12 protein-coding genes, 2 pseudogenes and 2 CRISPR repeat arrays are annotated in these 15,484 nt (G+C 69.2%); of the genes and pseudogenes, 11 read left to right on the forward strand and 3 right to left on the reverse strand.

From position 1 onward, the window contains the following. The first annotated feature begins 443 nt into the window (after positions 1-443). The 11 genes from B7L92_RS35630 to B7L92_RS44055 all read left to right on the forward strand — a co-directional run bounded on the left by B7L92_RS35630 (position 444) and on the right by B7L92_RS44055 (position 12,167). Positions 444-3,146, forward strand: coding sequence for a CRISPR-associated endonuclease Cas3'' (locus B7L92_RS35630; protein WP_081241339.1), 2,703 nt, complete (start codon positions 444-446; stop codon positions 3,144-3,146). Positions 3,147-3,213: 67 nt separating this feature from the next. After that, positions 3,214-4,824: a type I-E CRISPR-associated protein Cse1/CasA gene (gene casA, locus B7L92_RS35635; RefSeq protein WP_081241340.1), complete on the forward strand. Its 1,611-nt coding sequence runs from the start codon at positions 3,214-3,216 to the stop codon at positions 4,822-4,824. A 28-nt stretch (positions 4,825-4,852) separates the two neighbouring features. Next, positions 4,853-5,524, forward strand: a complete 672-nt coding sequence (gene casB / locus B7L92_RS35640; RefSeq protein ID WP_081241341.1) for a type I-E CRISPR-associated protein Cse2/CasB — start codon at positions 4,853-4,855, stop codon at positions 5,522-5,524. A 23-nt stretch (positions 5,525-5,547) separates the two neighbouring features. Then, a complete protein-coding gene (gene cas7e, locus B7L92_RS35645) occupies positions 5,548-6,723 on the forward strand; it encodes a type I-E CRISPR-associated protein Cas7/Cse4/CasC (protein ID WP_081241342.1) in 1,176 nt (391 codons plus the stop codon). Beyond that, complete coding sequence (gene cas5e / locus B7L92_RS35650; protein ID WP_081241343.1) at positions 6,720-7,544, forward strand: type I-E CRISPR-associated protein Cas5/CasD; 825 nt, start codon at positions 6,720-6,722, stop codon at positions 7,542-7,544. The genes cas7e and cas5e overlap by 4 nt, the downstream gene beginning before the upstream one ends. Positions 7,545-7,732: 188 nt before the next feature. Then, on the forward strand, positions 7,733-8,113 hold the full coding sequence (locus B7L92_RS35655; protein WP_255311295.1) for a type I-E CRISPR-associated protein Cas5/CasD: 381 nt from the start codon (positions 7,733-7,735) through the stop codon (positions 8,111-8,113). Beyond that, entirely contained in the window at positions 8,110-8,757 is a 648-nt protein-coding gene (cas6e, locus tag B7L92_RS35660; protein ID WP_081241345.1) for a type I-E CRISPR-associated protein Cas6/Cse3/CasE, read from the forward strand. Before B7L92_RS35655 ends, cas6e begins: the two co-directional genes overlap by 4 nt. A 614-nt stretch (positions 8,758-9,371) precedes the next feature. Next, positions 9,372-9,836, forward strand: a complete 465-nt coding sequence (locus B7L92_RS35665; protein ID WP_081241346.1) for a type I-E CRISPR-associated protein Cas6/Cse3/CasE — start codon at positions 9,372-9,374, stop codon at positions 9,834-9,836. A 56-nt stretch (positions 9,837-9,892) separates the two neighbouring features. After that, positions 9,893-10,840: a type I-E CRISPR-associated endonuclease Cas1e gene (gene cas1e, locus B7L92_RS35670; protein WP_081241348.1), complete on the forward strand. Its 948-nt coding sequence runs from the start codon at positions 9,893-9,895 to the stop codon at positions 10,838-10,840. Then, the gene (cas2e, locus tag B7L92_RS35675) at positions 10,840-11,157 is read left to right on the forward strand and encodes a type I-E CRISPR-associated endoribonuclease Cas2e (RefSeq protein ID WP_081241347.1); all 318 of its coding nucleotides are present in this window, start codon (positions 10,840-10,842) and stop codon (positions 11,155-11,157) included. The genes cas1e and cas2e overlap by 1 nt, the downstream gene beginning before the upstream one ends. Positions 11,158-11,174: 17 nt before the next feature. Further along, a CRISPR array of direct repeats spans positions 11,175-11,813; the repeat unit is 29 nt; unit sequence GTCCTCCCCGCCGACGCGGGGGTGTTCCG. A 165-nt stretch (positions 11,814-11,978) separates the two neighbouring features. Continuing rightward, a complete protein-coding gene (locus tag B7L92_RS44055) occupies positions 11,979-12,167 on the forward strand; it encodes a type I-E CRISPR-associated endoribonuclease Cas2 (RefSeq protein WP_497591969.1) in 189 nt (62 codons plus the stop codon). A 17-nt stretch (positions 12,168-12,184) separates the two neighbouring features. Continuing rightward, positions 12,185-12,518: direct repeats of the CRISPR family, unit length 29 nt. Positions 12,519-13,391: 873 nt separating this feature from the next. Here the strand turns inward: B7L92_RS44055 and B7L92_RS35685 are convergent. The 3 genes and pseudogenes from B7L92_RS35685 to B7L92_RS35695 all read right to left on the reverse strand — a co-directional run. After that, positions 13,392-14,164, reverse strand: a pseudogene (locus B7L92_RS35685) (replication-relaxation family protein); the annotation flags it as partial. A gap of 101 nt (positions 14,165-14,265) precedes the next feature. Continuing rightward, a complete protein-coding gene (locus tag B7L92_RS35690; RefSeq protein ID WP_255311294.1) occupies positions 14,266-14,982 on the reverse strand; it encodes a class I SAM-dependent methyltransferase in 717 nt (238 codons plus the stop codon). A gap of 136 nt (positions 14,983-15,118) precedes the next feature. Further along, positions 15,119-15,484, reverse strand: a pseudogene (locus B7L92_RS35695) (replication-relaxation family protein); the annotation flags it as partial.

The following is a 15,484-nucleotide window of genomic DNA, read 5'->3' on the forward strand; positions in this document are numbered from 1 at the left end:
GGACCCCTGGGGTCCGTCACCGTTGGCTCAGAGGAGCCAGCTGACGAGTTCGCTGATCAGAGCACGGATCACCGCGCTGATCACTACGCGTGAGGTACCGAGAAGCACCTCGCGACGCAGGACGAACCTGTGCAGGAACCGGGACACTGCATCTCCAGAGCGCAGACTGGGCCGAGGTCGCGCCACATCCCTCGAGAGGGTCGTGCGTTCGTCTCGGCGTTGTCGTCGCCTGGAGAGTCAATGGGGTTCCGCGCACCTCCCAGGGAGGCGTGCAGCGGTATGTACTCTACGGCGGAAACACTTTGGTGTGGCAATGCTTGAGGGAATTTCCCCCCTCCGGTCTTCAAAGAGGTGCAGCAGGATGATGGGGGAGTTGCGGTCGAGTCTTTCTGCCGCGGTCTTTTGAGGCACACCTGCACTGCATCCGCGACAAGGAGCACCCCATGTCCCTGGACTCCCGCCTGTGGGGTAAGGCTGCCGGGCTGGGCAAGAGCGCCCGTGGGGCTCACCGCACGCACCCTTTGATCTGTCATCTGCTGGATACGGCAGCCGTCGCGGAGGTCGTCTGGGATGAACTGCTGACCTCGCACCAGCGGAGCATGGTGGTCGGGGCACTGCAGGTTCCGGACGAGGAGGTGCGGGCGCTCGCGGCGTTCTGGGCGGGACTGCACGACATCGGGAAGATCAGCGTGCCGTTCCAACTCCACCGGAGCGGCCCGAAGGACGCGGATGGAGAGCTGCTGGCGCAGGAGTTGGGCGGTGAGCAGGGGTACGGATTCGCGGCTGGCGCCGCGCAGGACAGGCAGTCGCACGAGGCGGCAGCGCACTGGTGGCTGGCGGGGATCTTCGAGGAGATCGGTTATCCGTCGTCGAAGCGGCGTCCGCAGTCCCAGCTCAGTCACGCGGTGGCCCAGATGCTCGGTGGGCACGGCGGTCGCTACCACCCGGTCGTCTACGGCAAGGACTATAGGTGCCCTGCCGTCCGTCACCCCGGTCTGGGAACGGGTGGGTGGGAGGAGCAGCGGCGGGTCCACTTTGATGAGGTGCGCAGAGTGACAGGGGCGGCCTCGGTTCCGCAGGGGCGGATGACGCCGGGAGCGGCTGTCGTTCTGACAGGGCTGGTGGTTCTGTCGGACTGGCTGGCCAGCATCGAAGTAGAGGTCCGGGCCAGGCTCAGGGAGGAGGGATGGGCTGGGGCTCCTGAAGACCTGGACGCTTACTGGAGGATCGCCCGCGAAGCGGCTCTTCGTCTGGTGCAGAAGACCGACCTGCTCGGGACGGGTTTCGCCCGGCCAGATTCGGTTCGGTGTGCGGGTGAGACCAGCCTTCTGGCCAGCATGGAGGGCCAGTTGCCTGATCTGGTGACCGAACACGGGCCGGGCTTGGTGGTGGTGACGTCTTCGCCGTCGGAGGAGCGTACGGAAGCGGCTCTTCGCGCAGCGGCGGTCCTCGGGCATGCAGCGGGCGCGCGTGGTCTTTTCTATGCGCTGCCGACCGGTTCATCGGCTGACAGTCACATGGCGCAGGTGCATGCTTTCGCTGAGCAGGCCCTGACGGGCCCCTGGCGGTCGCTGCTGCTTCACAGCTCTTCGCGGTTGAAGCCGGCGGAAGCCGCGAAGCAGTGGGCGCAGGCCCATGCGGCCGGTGATGTCAGCGCGGAGCCTGGTGAGGAGTGGGCCCCGGCAGCGAACAGCTGGCTCAACTCCCATCACCGCGCGCTGCTTGCTGCGCTGGGCACGGGGACGGTGGACGAACTTCTCCAGGCGGTCATGCCGGTGAAGTTCAACGTGATGCGACTCTTTGCCTTCTCCGGCAAGGTCGTCGTGGTGGACGAGGCCCATGCCCGCGGTGCCTGGGGGCAGAAGCTGATGCTCCGGTTTCTGGAGTGGGCCGCTGCGCTGCGGATTCCAGTTGTCCTGGCCGCGATGTCTGCGGACAAGTCGGTTGATGCGATGCTGGCGGCCTATCGCCGTGGCGCTGGAGGGGGCAGGGAGCCGATGGTGCAGCCTCGCCGGTTGCCGGCGTGGTCGTTCGTGGATGCTCAGTCCGGAGGCGGGCACCTGCCTCGGCAGCCTGCGGGAGCCGTTCGCGCTGGCACGCTCAGCATCAAGGTCCTTGATGGTGCACCGTACGACGAGATCCAGGCGGCTCTTGTGCCCCTGGTCGAGGCCGGCAACGGCAGGGCCGTCGTCTACCGGTCGACGCCTGCGGAGGCCATCCGTACGTTCCGTCAGCTCTCGCAGGACCTGCCCGGCCTCGAGGTGTCCCTGGTCCATGAACAGATGCGCAACAAGGACCGGTGGCGGCGTCTCGCGGCCTGCCGGGACACCTTCTCTCCCGACGGCGGCGTCAGCGGTCCTTCCGCGCTGGTGACGACGCCGATGCTGGAACACGTCAGAGGTCTGCGATTCGACCTCGTCGTATCGGGGCCGGCGCCGCTCGCGGGTCTGCTGGCCCGTGCGGCACAGGGCGCGGGCGACCGGCCGCGGCTCGTGGTGCTCCGAGCGGACAACAAGTCTGAACTGGACGACGTCGCGCTGGTGCGGCGTACTGACATAGTCCTGGGGGCCGGCAGGACGATTTCCATGCCGGAGGAAGTGTCCCTGCTGTTGGACGAGGTGTACGCCGACGAGCTCATCGACAGGGTGGAGGAGGCTGCGGCGCGTGAGCTTCAGCAGCTGGACAACCGGCGGACGGTCCGAGAACGAAGAGCCACCGGTACTGCAGGTTGGCTGCAGGTGCCAGGACCGCGGGAGCTTGATGGCGACCTCGGCCTGCTGAGCCGCGACCACCCCGGTATGGAGCCCGAACTGCTCTCCTGCGTGCTCGGCGAGGAGATGGTGCATGTGGTGTGCCTGTACCCGGGGTCCCTCTTGGAGGACGGGGTCCTCGAGAAGAGGCTTGCGCTCGACTCCAACAAGCGCAGACCGAAGCCGGGCCAGCTTGTCCCCTATCTGATCCCAGTACCGCAGCGACTCGTCGACGGCGTGACGGGCGATGCAAACAGCGTCTGGCGCGGCATGGCCGCCCTCAAGACTGTCCTCCGGCTGAACATGACCCCGGAAGACGGTACGTGGGTGCGAACCGGCGAGGGGCGCCGCTTCCACTTAAGCGGACTGGGCCTGACTGTCGATCAGTTGCCTTAACGGCCCACATCCTTCCCGCTTGTCCTTCTAGTATTCCGTGACGTGCAACGATGGGGGGGGAGGGGGCGTGATTACGTCTGCGTCGAATCTGATCGACCAGCCATGGATTCCGGTCGCGTGGGGGAAGGGGCAGTCGGGTCCACCTGAAGTGGGGCTCAGGGATCTGTTTGTGCATGCCCGAGAGATCCGTACTCTGCTGGTCCCGGAAGCTCCGGCTCACTCGGCGCTGCTGCGCTTGCTGTACGCGCTGACCGCCCGGATCACCGCTCTGGACGAGGCAGGGCCCGGAAGCTGGGGCGACCGGCGGGAACAGGTCCTCGAACAGGGGTTTCCTGAGCAGAGCATCGACCTGCCTGACGGCCGCAAAGCCGGCATCGAAGGCTACTTCGGTCAGTGGAGCCACCGCTTTAACCTGTTCGATGGCGATCGTCCGTGGCTCCAGGACCCCCGCCTCCCTGACCAGTGCGACAGGAACAACACTGCCGGCGTCCACAAGCTGGTCATGAGCCGGGCAGCGGGCAACAACCACTCCTGGTTCGAGCACTGGAGCCACGACAGTCCCGTACCTCTCGATCTTTCGCAGACGGCATTATCCCTGCTGACCTGGCATTACTGGGGAGACCCCGGCGCCCTTTCGAGACGCGCGGTCGGGCAAGTGAGGAGCCACTATGCGAAGGCTTCACCCCTGCGAGCCGCGCTGTCGTACCACCCGCAGTGCGACAACCTGCTCCTGACCCTGCTGGCCGGTCTCACACCGCCGGACGGTGACGTCAGCCGGCACACTGACCTGTGCCCGTGGGAGCGCGAAGACCTCCCAGACCCGCTCAAGCCGATGCCCGAGCCGCAGGGCCCCTGCTCACGGCTCACCGCCTGTTCACAGCACGCACTCTGTCTCGTCCCCGCCCCGGACGGCGAGCATACGGCCGACGCGTACATCACCTGGGCCTATGACGCCGAGCGGATCCGGCCGGAAGACGACTACCTGATCTGGGACATCACCAAGGACGGGAAGACATCCCCCCGCCTCGCAAACTCCTCCCGTTCTCTGTGGCGCGACATCGACGCCCTCCTGCTCAAGCAACTGGACGACGCACACCCCATCCAGCCGAAGGTCATGGATCATGCCTTCGACGTCAGCGAGTACTTACGGGTACGCGCCCTCGGCTTCGAACAGGACGCCAGCCAGGCAGCCAACCACCAGTATGTCGACTCCGTGACCCCGGTGCTCCTGTCCCGAGTGGAAGAGGATGCGGCGAGCACCGAGCGGCCCGTACGCCAGCTCCGCGAACTCGGCGAGCTCTTCGGGCACCGGCTGGAGCAGGCCACCAAGGAAGCCTGGCTGAAGTACACGGATGACAAGAAGAACGATCCGGGGGCCTGGCTGGACGCGGTCGCGGCACGGTACTGGCCGTCGGCGGAGGACGAGTTCTGGTCGCGGTTTAGGCAGTTGACACGCTCTGGCGGCGCCATGGACACCGGATTCGACTTCGAGGCCGCGTGCCGAGCCTTCGGGCGGCACGCGCTCGACGCCTACGAGGCAGTGACCGGCTCCGTGACGCGCACACCACGGGGCGCCAAGGCCGTCACCAGGGCGAAGGCCATCATTCTCGCCGCCCTGAAAGACCCGCACAAAGCGATGGAGCAACCGGCGACGAAAAGTGCGGCCAAGAAGTCGTGACCGTCGCCCGCCGACCCGAGGACAAGCTGTGACCTTCCAAGCTTCTGAAGCGAGCAAGCGGCAGAGAAATCGCGCCACGTACGCCGCATTCACCGCGCACATCGAACATCTGTGCCGCACAGACCCCGGTGCCCGTGCGGCGCTGCGCGCGGGCCTGCGCCGCGACCTGGATCACCCGCGCACACGCCCCATGCACCGGCTGCTGACGCCGCGACTGCCGGAAGGGTGCGACGACAAGACAGCGCAGGCTCATTACACGGTAGCCTCGTTGATCGCGGCTCAGCCCCGACACGCCTTCTCACCCGACCAGGGAGACGACGAAGACACCGCAGACGAACACGGGGCAAAGAAGCAGGCTCCTCGGGAGGAGGGAGAACCGGACGAGAGGGGGACTCCGCCCGGGCCGACCCCGTATGGCTCCTCGTTCGGTGCCACCCTGGGCCAAGCCGTCACCGCAAAGGGCACCTCGATGCGGATGAGCGCCGCAGAGAGCCGTATCAACCTCCTGACGCGGCAGAGCCTCCGCGGTATCCACCTGCACCTCCCTGCTGCGGTGAATCAGGTACGCACCACCGACGCCTCCATCGACTGGGAACAGCTGCTGGCAGACCTCGTCGACTGGCAGTACCAGTCGGGGCGTATCAGCCGCCGCTGGCTGCAGGACTTCTACCGGATCACGGCCGGCGCCGACCAGGACTGACCCTCACCCACAGGAGATCCCCGATGAACCTCAAGCCACGCTTCATCGACATCCACATCGTCCAACCCGTTCCCTACGCGAACCTGAATCGGGACGACACCAATTCGGTGAAAAGCATGCTCTACGGCGACGCCCTGCGTACCCGCATCTCCAGCCAGTCCTGGAAGCGGGCCACCCGCAAGCACTTCCAGGACACGCTCGGCGAGAACGCGCTGCGCACACGCCGTATCGGTGAGCGGGTCGCCGAGGTGCTTCGCGAGCGTGGGTGGGACAAGGCGCTTGCCGAACGCGCGGGCGCGCACGTCGCGGCGGGGAGCAGCATCAAGTGGGAGGTGGCCAAGGGTAAGGACAAGCAGCCCATCACGAACAAGGTCCTGACCAACGCGCTCGTCTATCTTCCCGAAGACGCTGTCGAGGACTTGGCCGACATCGCCGAAGCCAACAAGGACGCGCTCACGACCGACTTCACCGGCAAAGGAAAGAACAAGCCCGAAAGCGCCCTGAAAGGGAAGATCGACAAGATCCTTGTCAAAAAGAACGGGGTCATCAACCTCTTCGGCCGCATGCTCACCGAGGTCGACCAGGCCAATGTCGACGGTGCCGTCCAGGTCGCGCACGCCTTCACCACGCACACCACTGAGGTCGAACTCGACTACTTCGCAGCTGTCGACGATGTCACCGAAGCGAAGGACGATGAAACGGGCAGTGGCCACATGGGCACTGCCGAGTTCAGCACCGGCACCTTCTACCGGTTCGCCACCGTCGATCTCAAGGAACTCATCAAGAACCTGAGCGATGACAGCGACATCGCACTCGATGCCGCCCGCGAGCTCGTCGGCCAGTTCCTGCTCTCCTTCATCGAGTCCCTGCCGCAGGCGAAGAAGAACTCCACCGCCCCGCACACCATCCCGCACCTGGTCCACGTGGCGGTCCGCTCCGACCGGCCGCTGTCGTTCGCCGCAGCCTTCGAGGAACCCGTACGGTCAGCCGGACACGGCGGCTTCGTCGGGCGCTCCGTGGAAGGCATCGATGCGTACGCCAAGGCCGCGAACACTCTCCTCGGCCCCGACCGCGTTCTGCACGCGGCACATGCTTCCCTCCAGTTCGACAAGCTCGAGCACCTCGGCGAGCGTCACTCGTCCTTCGAGATTCTCGTCACCGCCGCTGTCGACTTCGCTCTCGCCGAGGCCCCGCAGTGACCGACCGCCCCTCCCGAGGGCTGCTGTTGCGTCTGGCAGGCCCACTCCAGTCCTGGGGCACGCACAGCAAGTACGCGCGGCGTGACACAGCCCGATTCCCCACCCGGTCCGGCATCGTGGGCATGCTAGCCGCAGGTCTCGGGCGAGTGCGCCAGGCGTCCTTGGACGACCTCACGGAGCTGTCGATGACGGTACGTGTCGACCGACCCGGTGTCGTGCTGTCCGACTTCCACACCGTCGGCGGTGGACTGCCCGCCGATGAGACAGTGATCACCGTCGATGGAAAACACCGCCCCGAGGGTAAGGGCACTCTGGTATCCAGGCGCCAGTACCTGGCCGACGCTGCTTTCACGCTCGCGCTGACGTCCGATGATGAAGCGCTGCTGCACGCGTGCGCCGCTGCCCTGCGTGCCCCGTACTGGCCGCTCTTCCTCGGCCGCCGGTCATGCCCGCCGGAAGGCCCGATCCTGCTGGGCTGCGGGGAAGATCCGCTGCGCCACCTGGTACAGCTGCCCTTGGCGGCCAAGAGGCCGCGCAGCGGCCGGCAGCCGATTGAGTTCTACGGCGACAGACCGCTCGGTGCGCTCCCCGTGAGCTCCGACGCCCCGGACAAGGGCGACGGGGACCACCACAGCGGCGAGGTCACCGACGAGCCGATGTCATTCGCACCACTGGCGCGCCAGTACCGGCCTCGGCCGCTGTACCGGCGCGCCGTGCACCTGCCGGACGCCGCCTACAAAGGCTTCGGCGCCGGCTACCTGGAGACGCTCCAGAGCTACATCGACACCCACTTCGCGACGGCGGAAAGGAGCACCCGGTGACTGTATGGCCGGCCCCCATCGTGCCCTGCTCTCGCGAGGCCCGCCGAACTGAGCGGCAATGTGCAAGGCACCCGACTGCGCCAGCGCATGGTGCAGATGTTCCCCGACACGCTCGAAACGGTGTACGACTCCTGCTACACCCTCATCGACGCTGCCTGCTCCGCCAGGGCGCGGGCGTGAACGGGCTCGTGCTCCAGCTGGCCGGCCCGACGCAGTCCGAGGGCGAACGCTCGGCGTTCACCCCCGACGGGGACACCGCCCCGTCCCCCAGGCGCTCCGCGCTGCTCGGCGCGCTTGCCGCGGCGCAGGGCATCACCCGCCAGGACACAGACGCACTCGACCGGTACGCGACTCTGGAGTTCACCGTCCGGGTGGACCGGCCCGGCGGCCGGCGAAGCAGACGCGCTCACCGTGTACGACATGCCCCTCTACTTCGCCCTACACGGCCGCAATTACGGACGACGCCAGCTCTACCACACCGGGAAACGCTACTCCCTGCACCTGGTTACCGGCCCCACACCTCGCCCACGAAGCTGATCCACTACGCCATGAAGGAGGCCGCCGCATGAGCCCCGGCGCGGCCCTCGCCCGCATCCGCCTCAATCCCCACAGCCGCGCCGTCCAGCGCGACCTGCGCAACGCTACCGACATGCACCGCACCCTTATGCGTCTGGTACCCGACGGCCTGGGCGACAGTCCCCGGCAGGCGGCCGGGCTCCTGTACCGCCTCGACGTAACCGACACCTTCAGCACGCTCCTGGTCCAGGCCACCGCCCTCGACCCGACACGCCTGCCCGACGACTACGGCCACGCCGATGTCAAAGACCTCACCCCGGTGTTCAACGCCCTTCAGAAGGGCCTCGCCGTCCGCTACCGCATCGTCGTCAACCCGGTCAAAACCGAACGCCTGCCACTGGAGAACAAGGGCCGACGTGGCAAACGCATCGCGCTCACCGGACCGGACGCCGACCAGTGGTGGGCACGCCGCGCCCACGAGGCCGGACTGCACCTGACCACAGCGCTGCCCACCCTGGTCGCTGCCGTGCACGGCAGCGGCGACAGCGCCGCCGCCGTGCGGCATCACCTGGTGCGCTATGACGGCACCGCCACCGTCACCGACCCTGACGCCCTGGCCGAGGCCGTACTGGTCGGCATCGGACGGGCCAAGTCTTACGGCGCTGGCCTGCTCAGCCTTGCCCGCGCAGCCGCATGAGCCCACCTTCGACGGCGGCCAGGCCCATAAGCGCCTGGCTGTGACCGCCCTGGCCTTGCTTCCCCGGCGTCGCCGACTCCCTGTGCTTCTTGTACCTCGACGTCCTCCCCGCCGACGCCGGGGGCGACCCGTGGGAAAGAGATACCCCCACGTCGGTGAGGAGGACCCCACGGCGCGAACGCGTACGAGTGGGACGTCGGAACACCCCACGGCGGCGGGGAAGACATGGGCATTCGAACCGCAGTGCTGGAAGGGACCGGAACATCCCCGTGTCGGCGGGGAGGACGCACAGGCACACCGCGGCTCGGGGACCACCCACGGAGCACCCCCGCGTTGGCGGGAAGCACGACCTCACCGGGGCGTCCGGCCACTTCGGCGGCGAAACACCCCCGCGCCGGCGGGGGACACCCGGTAGTGGGCCATGACGATGCGCAGATCCGGAACACCCCCGCGTCGGCGGGGAGGACGTCAGTTCCGCGATCCTCGCCTGCGCCTGGCGCAGCCACACCGGCCGCCGCCTCCACCGCACCCAGCTACCGGTGCCCCGCTCCCTGGCAGGCCCCCCACAGACCCTGATGCAGCGCCTGATCGACTGCCCACCTCGAGGAAAGCGCATGAACGACCACCCGGTGATCGCACGCATCCGCCTCAACCCGCACAGCCGCGACGTGCAGCGGGACCTGCGCGACGCCACCCAGATGCACCGCACCGTCATGCGGATGGTCCCCGACAACCTCGGCGACGCCCCCCGACAGCAGGCTGGCCTGCTGTACCGCCTGGAGGAGACCGACACCTCCAGCACCCTCCTCCCGCTCTCCGGCGCCGACGCCGACCAGTGGTGGCTCCGCCGGGCCACCGAAGCCGGCCTTGACCTCCACGTCCTGACCCCCACCAGCATGGAGCCGGCCCGCCCCCGCGGCCAAGACGCCCCGCGCATGCGGCACAGCCTGATCCGTTACGACGGCACCGCCACCGTCACCGACCCCCATGCCCTCCAAAACGCCGTCCTCCACGGCATCGGACGCGGCAAACCCTACGGCGCGGGCCTGCTCAGCCTCGCCCCCGCGACCACCGCGTGAGCGCGCCACGGCGGGGCGGCCAGGCGCGCAGGCGCCTGGCCGCCCCCACCCTGGCCATGCTGCCCCGCGTCGCGGACTCCCTGTCCTTCCTCTATCTGGACATGGTCCGCGTGGTGCAGGACGACACCGGGGTGTGCGCGCAGGTCCAGACCGACGACCACCGCACCGACCTCGTCTACCTCCCCGCCGCCGCCCTGTCCTGCCTGCTTCTGGGCCCGGGCGTGTCCATCACCACCCCGGCCCTGACCACCCTCGCCCGCCACGGCACCAGCGTCGTCTGCGTCGGAGCAGGCGGCGTCCGCGCCTACGCCGGCATCCTCCCGGACTCCCTCACCACCCACTGGCTCGAACAACAGGTCGCCACGTGGGCCGACCCGGCACGCCGCCTTAAGGTCGCCGTCCGCATGTACCGGATGCGCTTCAAGGACGCCGACCTCCCCGACTCCGTCACCCTGGACCAGCTCCGCGGCATGGAAGGCCAGCGCATGAAGGCCTTCTACAAGATCCTCGCGCAGCAGCACGGCATCGGACGCTTCCGCCGCAACTACCGGCCCGACCAATGGGACACCCAGGACCCCGTCAACCTCGCCCTGTCCGCCGCCAACACCTGCCTGTACGGCATCGTCCACGCCGCCCTGCTCGCCCTCGGACTCTCCCCCGCCCTCGGCTACGTCCACGCCGGCACCCAGCACGCCTTCGTCTACGACATCGCCGACCTCTACAAAGCCGAGATCACACTCCCCCTCGCCTTCGCCCTCCACGACTCCGACCACCCCGAACAAGAAGCACGCCGCCGCTTCCGCGAAGACCTCCGACTCCTACGCCTCCTGCCCCGCATCGTCCAAAACGTCCAGGCCCTGCTCACCCCGCCCCACACGACCACAGCCGACGACGACACCGACGAGGAACACTCCGAACGGCGCGACGTACGCATGGTCCACCTCTGGGACCCCAAAGCCGGAGTCCTCCCCGCAGGCGTCAACTACGCCAAAGGAGAAGGCTGATGCCCTCCATGGTCGTCATCGCCACCACCGCGGTCCCCGACCACCTGCGCGGCGCCCTCAGCCGATGGACCAGCGAAGTAGTCCCCGGCATCTTCGTCGGCAGCGTCTCCACCCGCGTCCGCGACGAACTCTGGCACGCCGTCACCGAAGTCGTGGGTCTCGGCGCCGCCCTCCTCGTCCACCCCGCCGCCACGGAACAGGGCTACGCCATCCGCACCGCGGGAACCCGTCGCCGGGTCCCCGTCGATTTCGACGGCCTTACCCTGATCCGTATGACCGCCGCACCAAGAGTAAAGGAAACGCAAACCCCCTCTTAAGGTGCAGGTCAGGAAGTGTCCTCCCCGCCGACGCGGGGGTGTTCCGCCCCGACCGTCGTGCTCGTCGTCATCAGGCGGGTCCTCCCCGCCGACGCGGGGGTGTTCCGCTGTTCACCGACCGGGAGCGGCTGCTCGGCACGTCCTCCCCGCCGACGCGGGGGTGTTCCGGCGGACCATGCGGCCGCACGGCCACCGACGTCGTCCTCCCCGCCGACGCGGGGGTGTTCCGCCTGTCATCCCGTCCCGGATCATCCCGGCCGGGTCCTCCCCGCCGACGCGGGGTGTTCCGGTGCTTGCCCCGGGGGAACCGCCCCGGGTGCCGTCCTCCCCGCCGACGCGGGGGTGTTCCGCATCCATCCGGCGGCCGCGGCCGCCACGACGAGTCCTCCCCGCCGACGCGGGGGTGTTCCGTAGCCGTTCATCGACCGCGAGTGCCGGGCCCAGTCCTCCCCGCCGACGCGGGGGTGTTCCGCCGACGGCCTCGAGAAGTACCGGCTCGAACTCGTCCTCCCCGCCGACGCGGGGGTGTTCCGCTGTACGTCGGCGACGGCGCGACGTGGCGATGGTCCTCCCCGCCGACGCGGGGGTGTTCCGACATCCGCGCGGGCCTGAAAGGCGACGCCGCCGTCCTCCCCGCCGACGCGGGGGTGCTCCGGCCATGATGCGCAGCCAGGCGGCCAGGTAGTGGTCCTCCCCGCCGACGTGGGGTGTTCCGATCGGCCGGAATACCAGGTGTCGCCTGTCCGTGCCCTCCCCGCCGATGCGGGGGTGTTCCGACACGCGCGACGACGAACCACGGGTACGCCTCGTTCTCTCCGCCGATGCGGGGGTGTTCCGAACCCGCGGGGGCGGCCGATACCCGTCCGCTCGTCCTCCCCGCCGCCGCGGAACAGGGCTACGCCATCCGCACGGCGGGAACCTGTCGCCGGGTCCCCGTCGACTTCGACGGCCTTACCCTGATCCGTATGACCGCCGCACCAAGAGTAAAGGAAACGCAAAGTCCTTCTTAGGGTGCAGGTCAGAAAGTGTCCTCCCCGCCGATGCGGGGGTGTTCCGGTGGCCGACGACGCGAAGGACGCGGCGAAGAAGTCCTCCCCGCCGATGCGGGGGTGTTCCGTCGGCGGCGTCCGCGACCTGCCACGAGCACCAGTCCTCCCCGCCGATGCGGGGGTGTTCCGCCGCGATCGACGTGCTCGCCGCCCGCCTGTCGGTCCTCCCCGCCGATGCGGGGGTGTTCCGGTGCCGAACTGCGTCCAGGGCCCGTCCAGGGAGTCCTCCCCGCCGATGCGGGGGTGTTCCGACGGTCGGCGGCTGGGGCAAGTGGCTGTGGCAGTCTTCCCCGCCGACGCGGGGGTGTTCCAACGCGGGGGCGTGGGGGTCTTCCCCGCCGACGCGGGGGTGTTCCGGAGAAGTGATCATGTCCGTACCGAGCATTCCCGTCCTCCCCGCCGACGCGGGGGTGTTCTGCAGGCCGAGACCGAGGAGAAGCCCGCGCCGCGGTCCTCCCTGCTCCCCGCACCCGCGGGGATGGTCCCAACTACGGCATCTCCTTCGGCAAGGAGTCGGACTGCTCCCCGCATCCGCGAGGGTGTTGTGCAGTTGGCGGGCGCGCGTTGCGCAGTTGGTGGTCTTGCCGGGTGTGCGGCTGCGCAGGCGCTGCGCAATGGCCTGTGCAGTGCTGTGGCCTGCGGTGGTGGGGTCCGTGGTCGGGGTTCTGGTGTCCGTGGTCGAGGGCTGTGTGAGGCCTGGCCACGATCCTGGCCATGGCTCTGACGGTGGTGGTCAGGGGTGCCGGGTATGCATTTCGGTGCCGCCGGTGCGCAATGGGCTGGTGGCTGCGCAGCCCGCCGTCTTGGTGTGCGCGGTGTGCTGGTCTGCGTGGTTGGGTTCGTGGTCGGGGCGGGGCTGCTTCTACGGTGGGGCGGTGGCGTGTGACCTTCCCAGGTCTTGTCCGTCACCGCCTCGCCGTGTTCCCGCCGGCACCCGGACGTCTGCCAGCTCGTCCAGCCGCCCGTCCTGCCACCCCGCCTCGTGCTCCTCGTACCTGTGTGGGGCGGTGGCATGGTGCCCCACCGCCCACCGGGCTTCCCCTGCCGCGCGCTCGACGGCTGCGCAGTGTCTGCGCATGGCGTTGACCTGCTGTGGTGGGGGCCGTGGTCGGGGCCCTGGTGACTGCGGGCGGGTCTGCGCAGCGCCTGGTCAGATCTCGACCACGGCTCTGGCCATGGTGGTGGTTAGGGATGCCGGTTGTGCATCCAGTCGACCCGCTGACCGTGGTCGGGGCCGGGGATGGGGTGCCAGACGGGTGCGGCGGGGCCGTGCTGGAGCAGGCCGGCCAGTGGGGCCGCCAGGATAGGAACGTCGCGCAGGAAGCCGGCCAGCGCGATGTCGCGGGTGGCCGCCCGGAGGGCGTGGAGGCGGGTCTCGACGCCTGCCGGTCCGGTGCCGTCGAGGACGAACAGCAGCCGGGGGAAGAGCGGGTAGCGCTGGCGCCAGGTCTCCTGTGCTGGTTCGGGGAAGGGCTGTTGCCGCGGCCGGGCCGCGGGTGCGGGCGCGTACTGGTGGAGGCGGGCGTAGGTGCCGATCTTCGAGGCGAGGCGTTCGGGTCCCATGGCGGCGCGGTCGACTTCGATGAACGCCCGTAGCATCACCCCACCCTTGGTTCCCTCCGTATCGCCGGCGCCGTCCGCGCCGTCCGCGCCGTCCGCGCCGTCCGCGCCGTCCGCGCCGCCTGTGCCGCCTGTGCCGTCCGTGTCGCCTGCGTCGTCCGCGTCGTCCGTGCCGGTCGTACGGTCCGCACCGCTGGCGCCGTCTGCAGAGCGGCGTTGGTAGTAGAGCAGGGCGTCGGGGATGACGGCTTCACCGCCTCCGAGGGGGTGGTGGACCTCGGGGATCCAGTCCAGCGGCCGGCACACATCGCCGCGGCGGCGGGCGTCCTGCAGGAACGCCAGCACGGTCTCGGTCACCGTCAGCCGTGCCCGACTTTCAACCGCACCGCGGTCCGGTCCACAGCGAGTACTCGTGTTGGCCGCAGGCTCGACGTGGTGCCGTCGCTGTGGCTGAGGCGCGGTCGTCTGGTTCGGGTGGGCTTTGCGCGTCCCGTCCGGATTAGCAGAACGGTCGGAATTCTTTGAAGTCCGGTGTGGGGCGGGGGTCGGGCAGCCGGTAGGCGCCGGTCCGCGGCTTGCCGTGGGCCGGGTCGGTGGTCCCGTCGGCCGGGGCGCCCGGTAGCGGATGCCACCCCAGATTGGCCTCGAAGTACGCCGCGGCGGCGCCGACCGATGGCCACCAGACGTCGTCGAGCAGCACGATGCCGCCGGGCCGGACGATCTCGCCCAGGAAGTGGAGGTCGACGAATACGTTGTGGAAGTGGTGGCTGCCGTCGACGAACGCGGCGTCCGCGACGAAACCCGCGTCGGCCAGCCGGGGAAGGAAGCGCTGCGAGGGTTCGGTCACCAGCTCGGCGATGGCGTCCAGGCCGGCGCTGCACAGCAGCTCCCAGCCGACACCGTCGTATGCCGTGTACTGGAACGGGTCGATCACCACATGCCGGGGATGTCGGGAACCGGTGCGCAGCAGGGCCTCGCCGATCGCCAGCGCCGAGCCGGCATAGGCGAGCCCGATCTCGACGACCGTGCCGGCTCGCTCTTCCACCAGCAGGTCATGGATCTGATCGCCGTCGCGCTCCGGCAGCGTGACGGTGCCGAAGTCCGGGCCGCCCCGGGGGCTGCGCGGCGGCCCGTGCGCGGCGAGCGCGCGGCGTACGGCGGCCACTCGATCCGGCCACGCGCCTCCGGTTCCGTCCGGTTGCGGAATCGCGTTCACCGGGCGCACTCCTTCCGGCCGAGGACACGGGACGTGGCCAACTGTGACACGCAGAGCGGCCGCCCGAAGCGCTCAGTCACCACCGAAACGGTCCGGGGCCCGCTCGTGTATCCGCCGGCAGGGGCGACCGGCAGCATCACAGGTCGCTCCAGGGGCGGGGCGTGCCGCCGGTCAGGGGCGTCCACACGGCCTGGGCGGGGCCGTGCTGTTCGAGGTCCTCGAGCACGGCGGCGCCCAGCGGCACCTCGCGGGCGAACGCGGCGACGAGCGGGTGCTGGGCGGCCATCGCCTGCAGGTCGCCGATCCTGCCCTCCAGCCGGGTGCGGGAGGCGCCGGTGAGGACGAACAGCAGACGGGGGAAGACCGGGTACCAGCGCATCCAGCCGGGCTCCGCGGCGCCGCGCCGGCGCCGGCCGACCGGCCGGGCCTCGTACTGATGCAGCCGCGCGTACTCGATCAGCTTCACCGCCAGCCGCTCACCGCTCATGGTGGCGCGGTCCAC

Source organism: Streptomyces viridosporus (assembly GCF_002078235.1).
GTDB lineage: Bacteria > Actinomycetota > Actinomycetes > Streptomycetales > Streptomycetaceae > Streptomyces > Streptomyces viridosporus.

Coding starts and splice junctions, on each gene's coding strand:
- cas6e (WP_081241345.1), top strand. CDS start 8,110: ATGAGCCCCGGCGCGGCCCTCGCCCGCATCCGCCTCAATCCCCACAGC.
- B7L92_RS44055 (WP_497591969.1), top strand. CDS start 11,979: ATGCGGGGGTGTTCCGAACCCGCGGGGGCGGCCGATACCCGTCCGCTC.
- cas2e (WP_081241347.1), top strand. CDS start 10,840: ATGCCCTCCATGGTCGTCATCGCCACCACCGCGGTCCCCGACCACCTG.
- cas7e (WP_081241342.1), top strand. CDS start 5,548: ATGAACCTCAAGCCACGCTTCATCGACATCCACATCGTCCAACCCGTT.
- cas1e (WP_081241348.1), top strand. CDS start 9,893: ATGCTGCCCCGCGTCGCGGACTCCCTGTCCTTCCTCTATCTGGACATG.
- B7L92_RS35665 (WP_081241346.1), top strand. CDS start 9,372: ATGAACGACCACCCGGTGATCGCACGCATCCGCCTCAACCCGCACAGC.
- B7L92_RS35630 (WP_081241339.1), top strand. CDS start 444: ATGTCCCTGGACTCCCGCCTGTGGGGTAAGGCTGCCGGGCTGGGCAAG.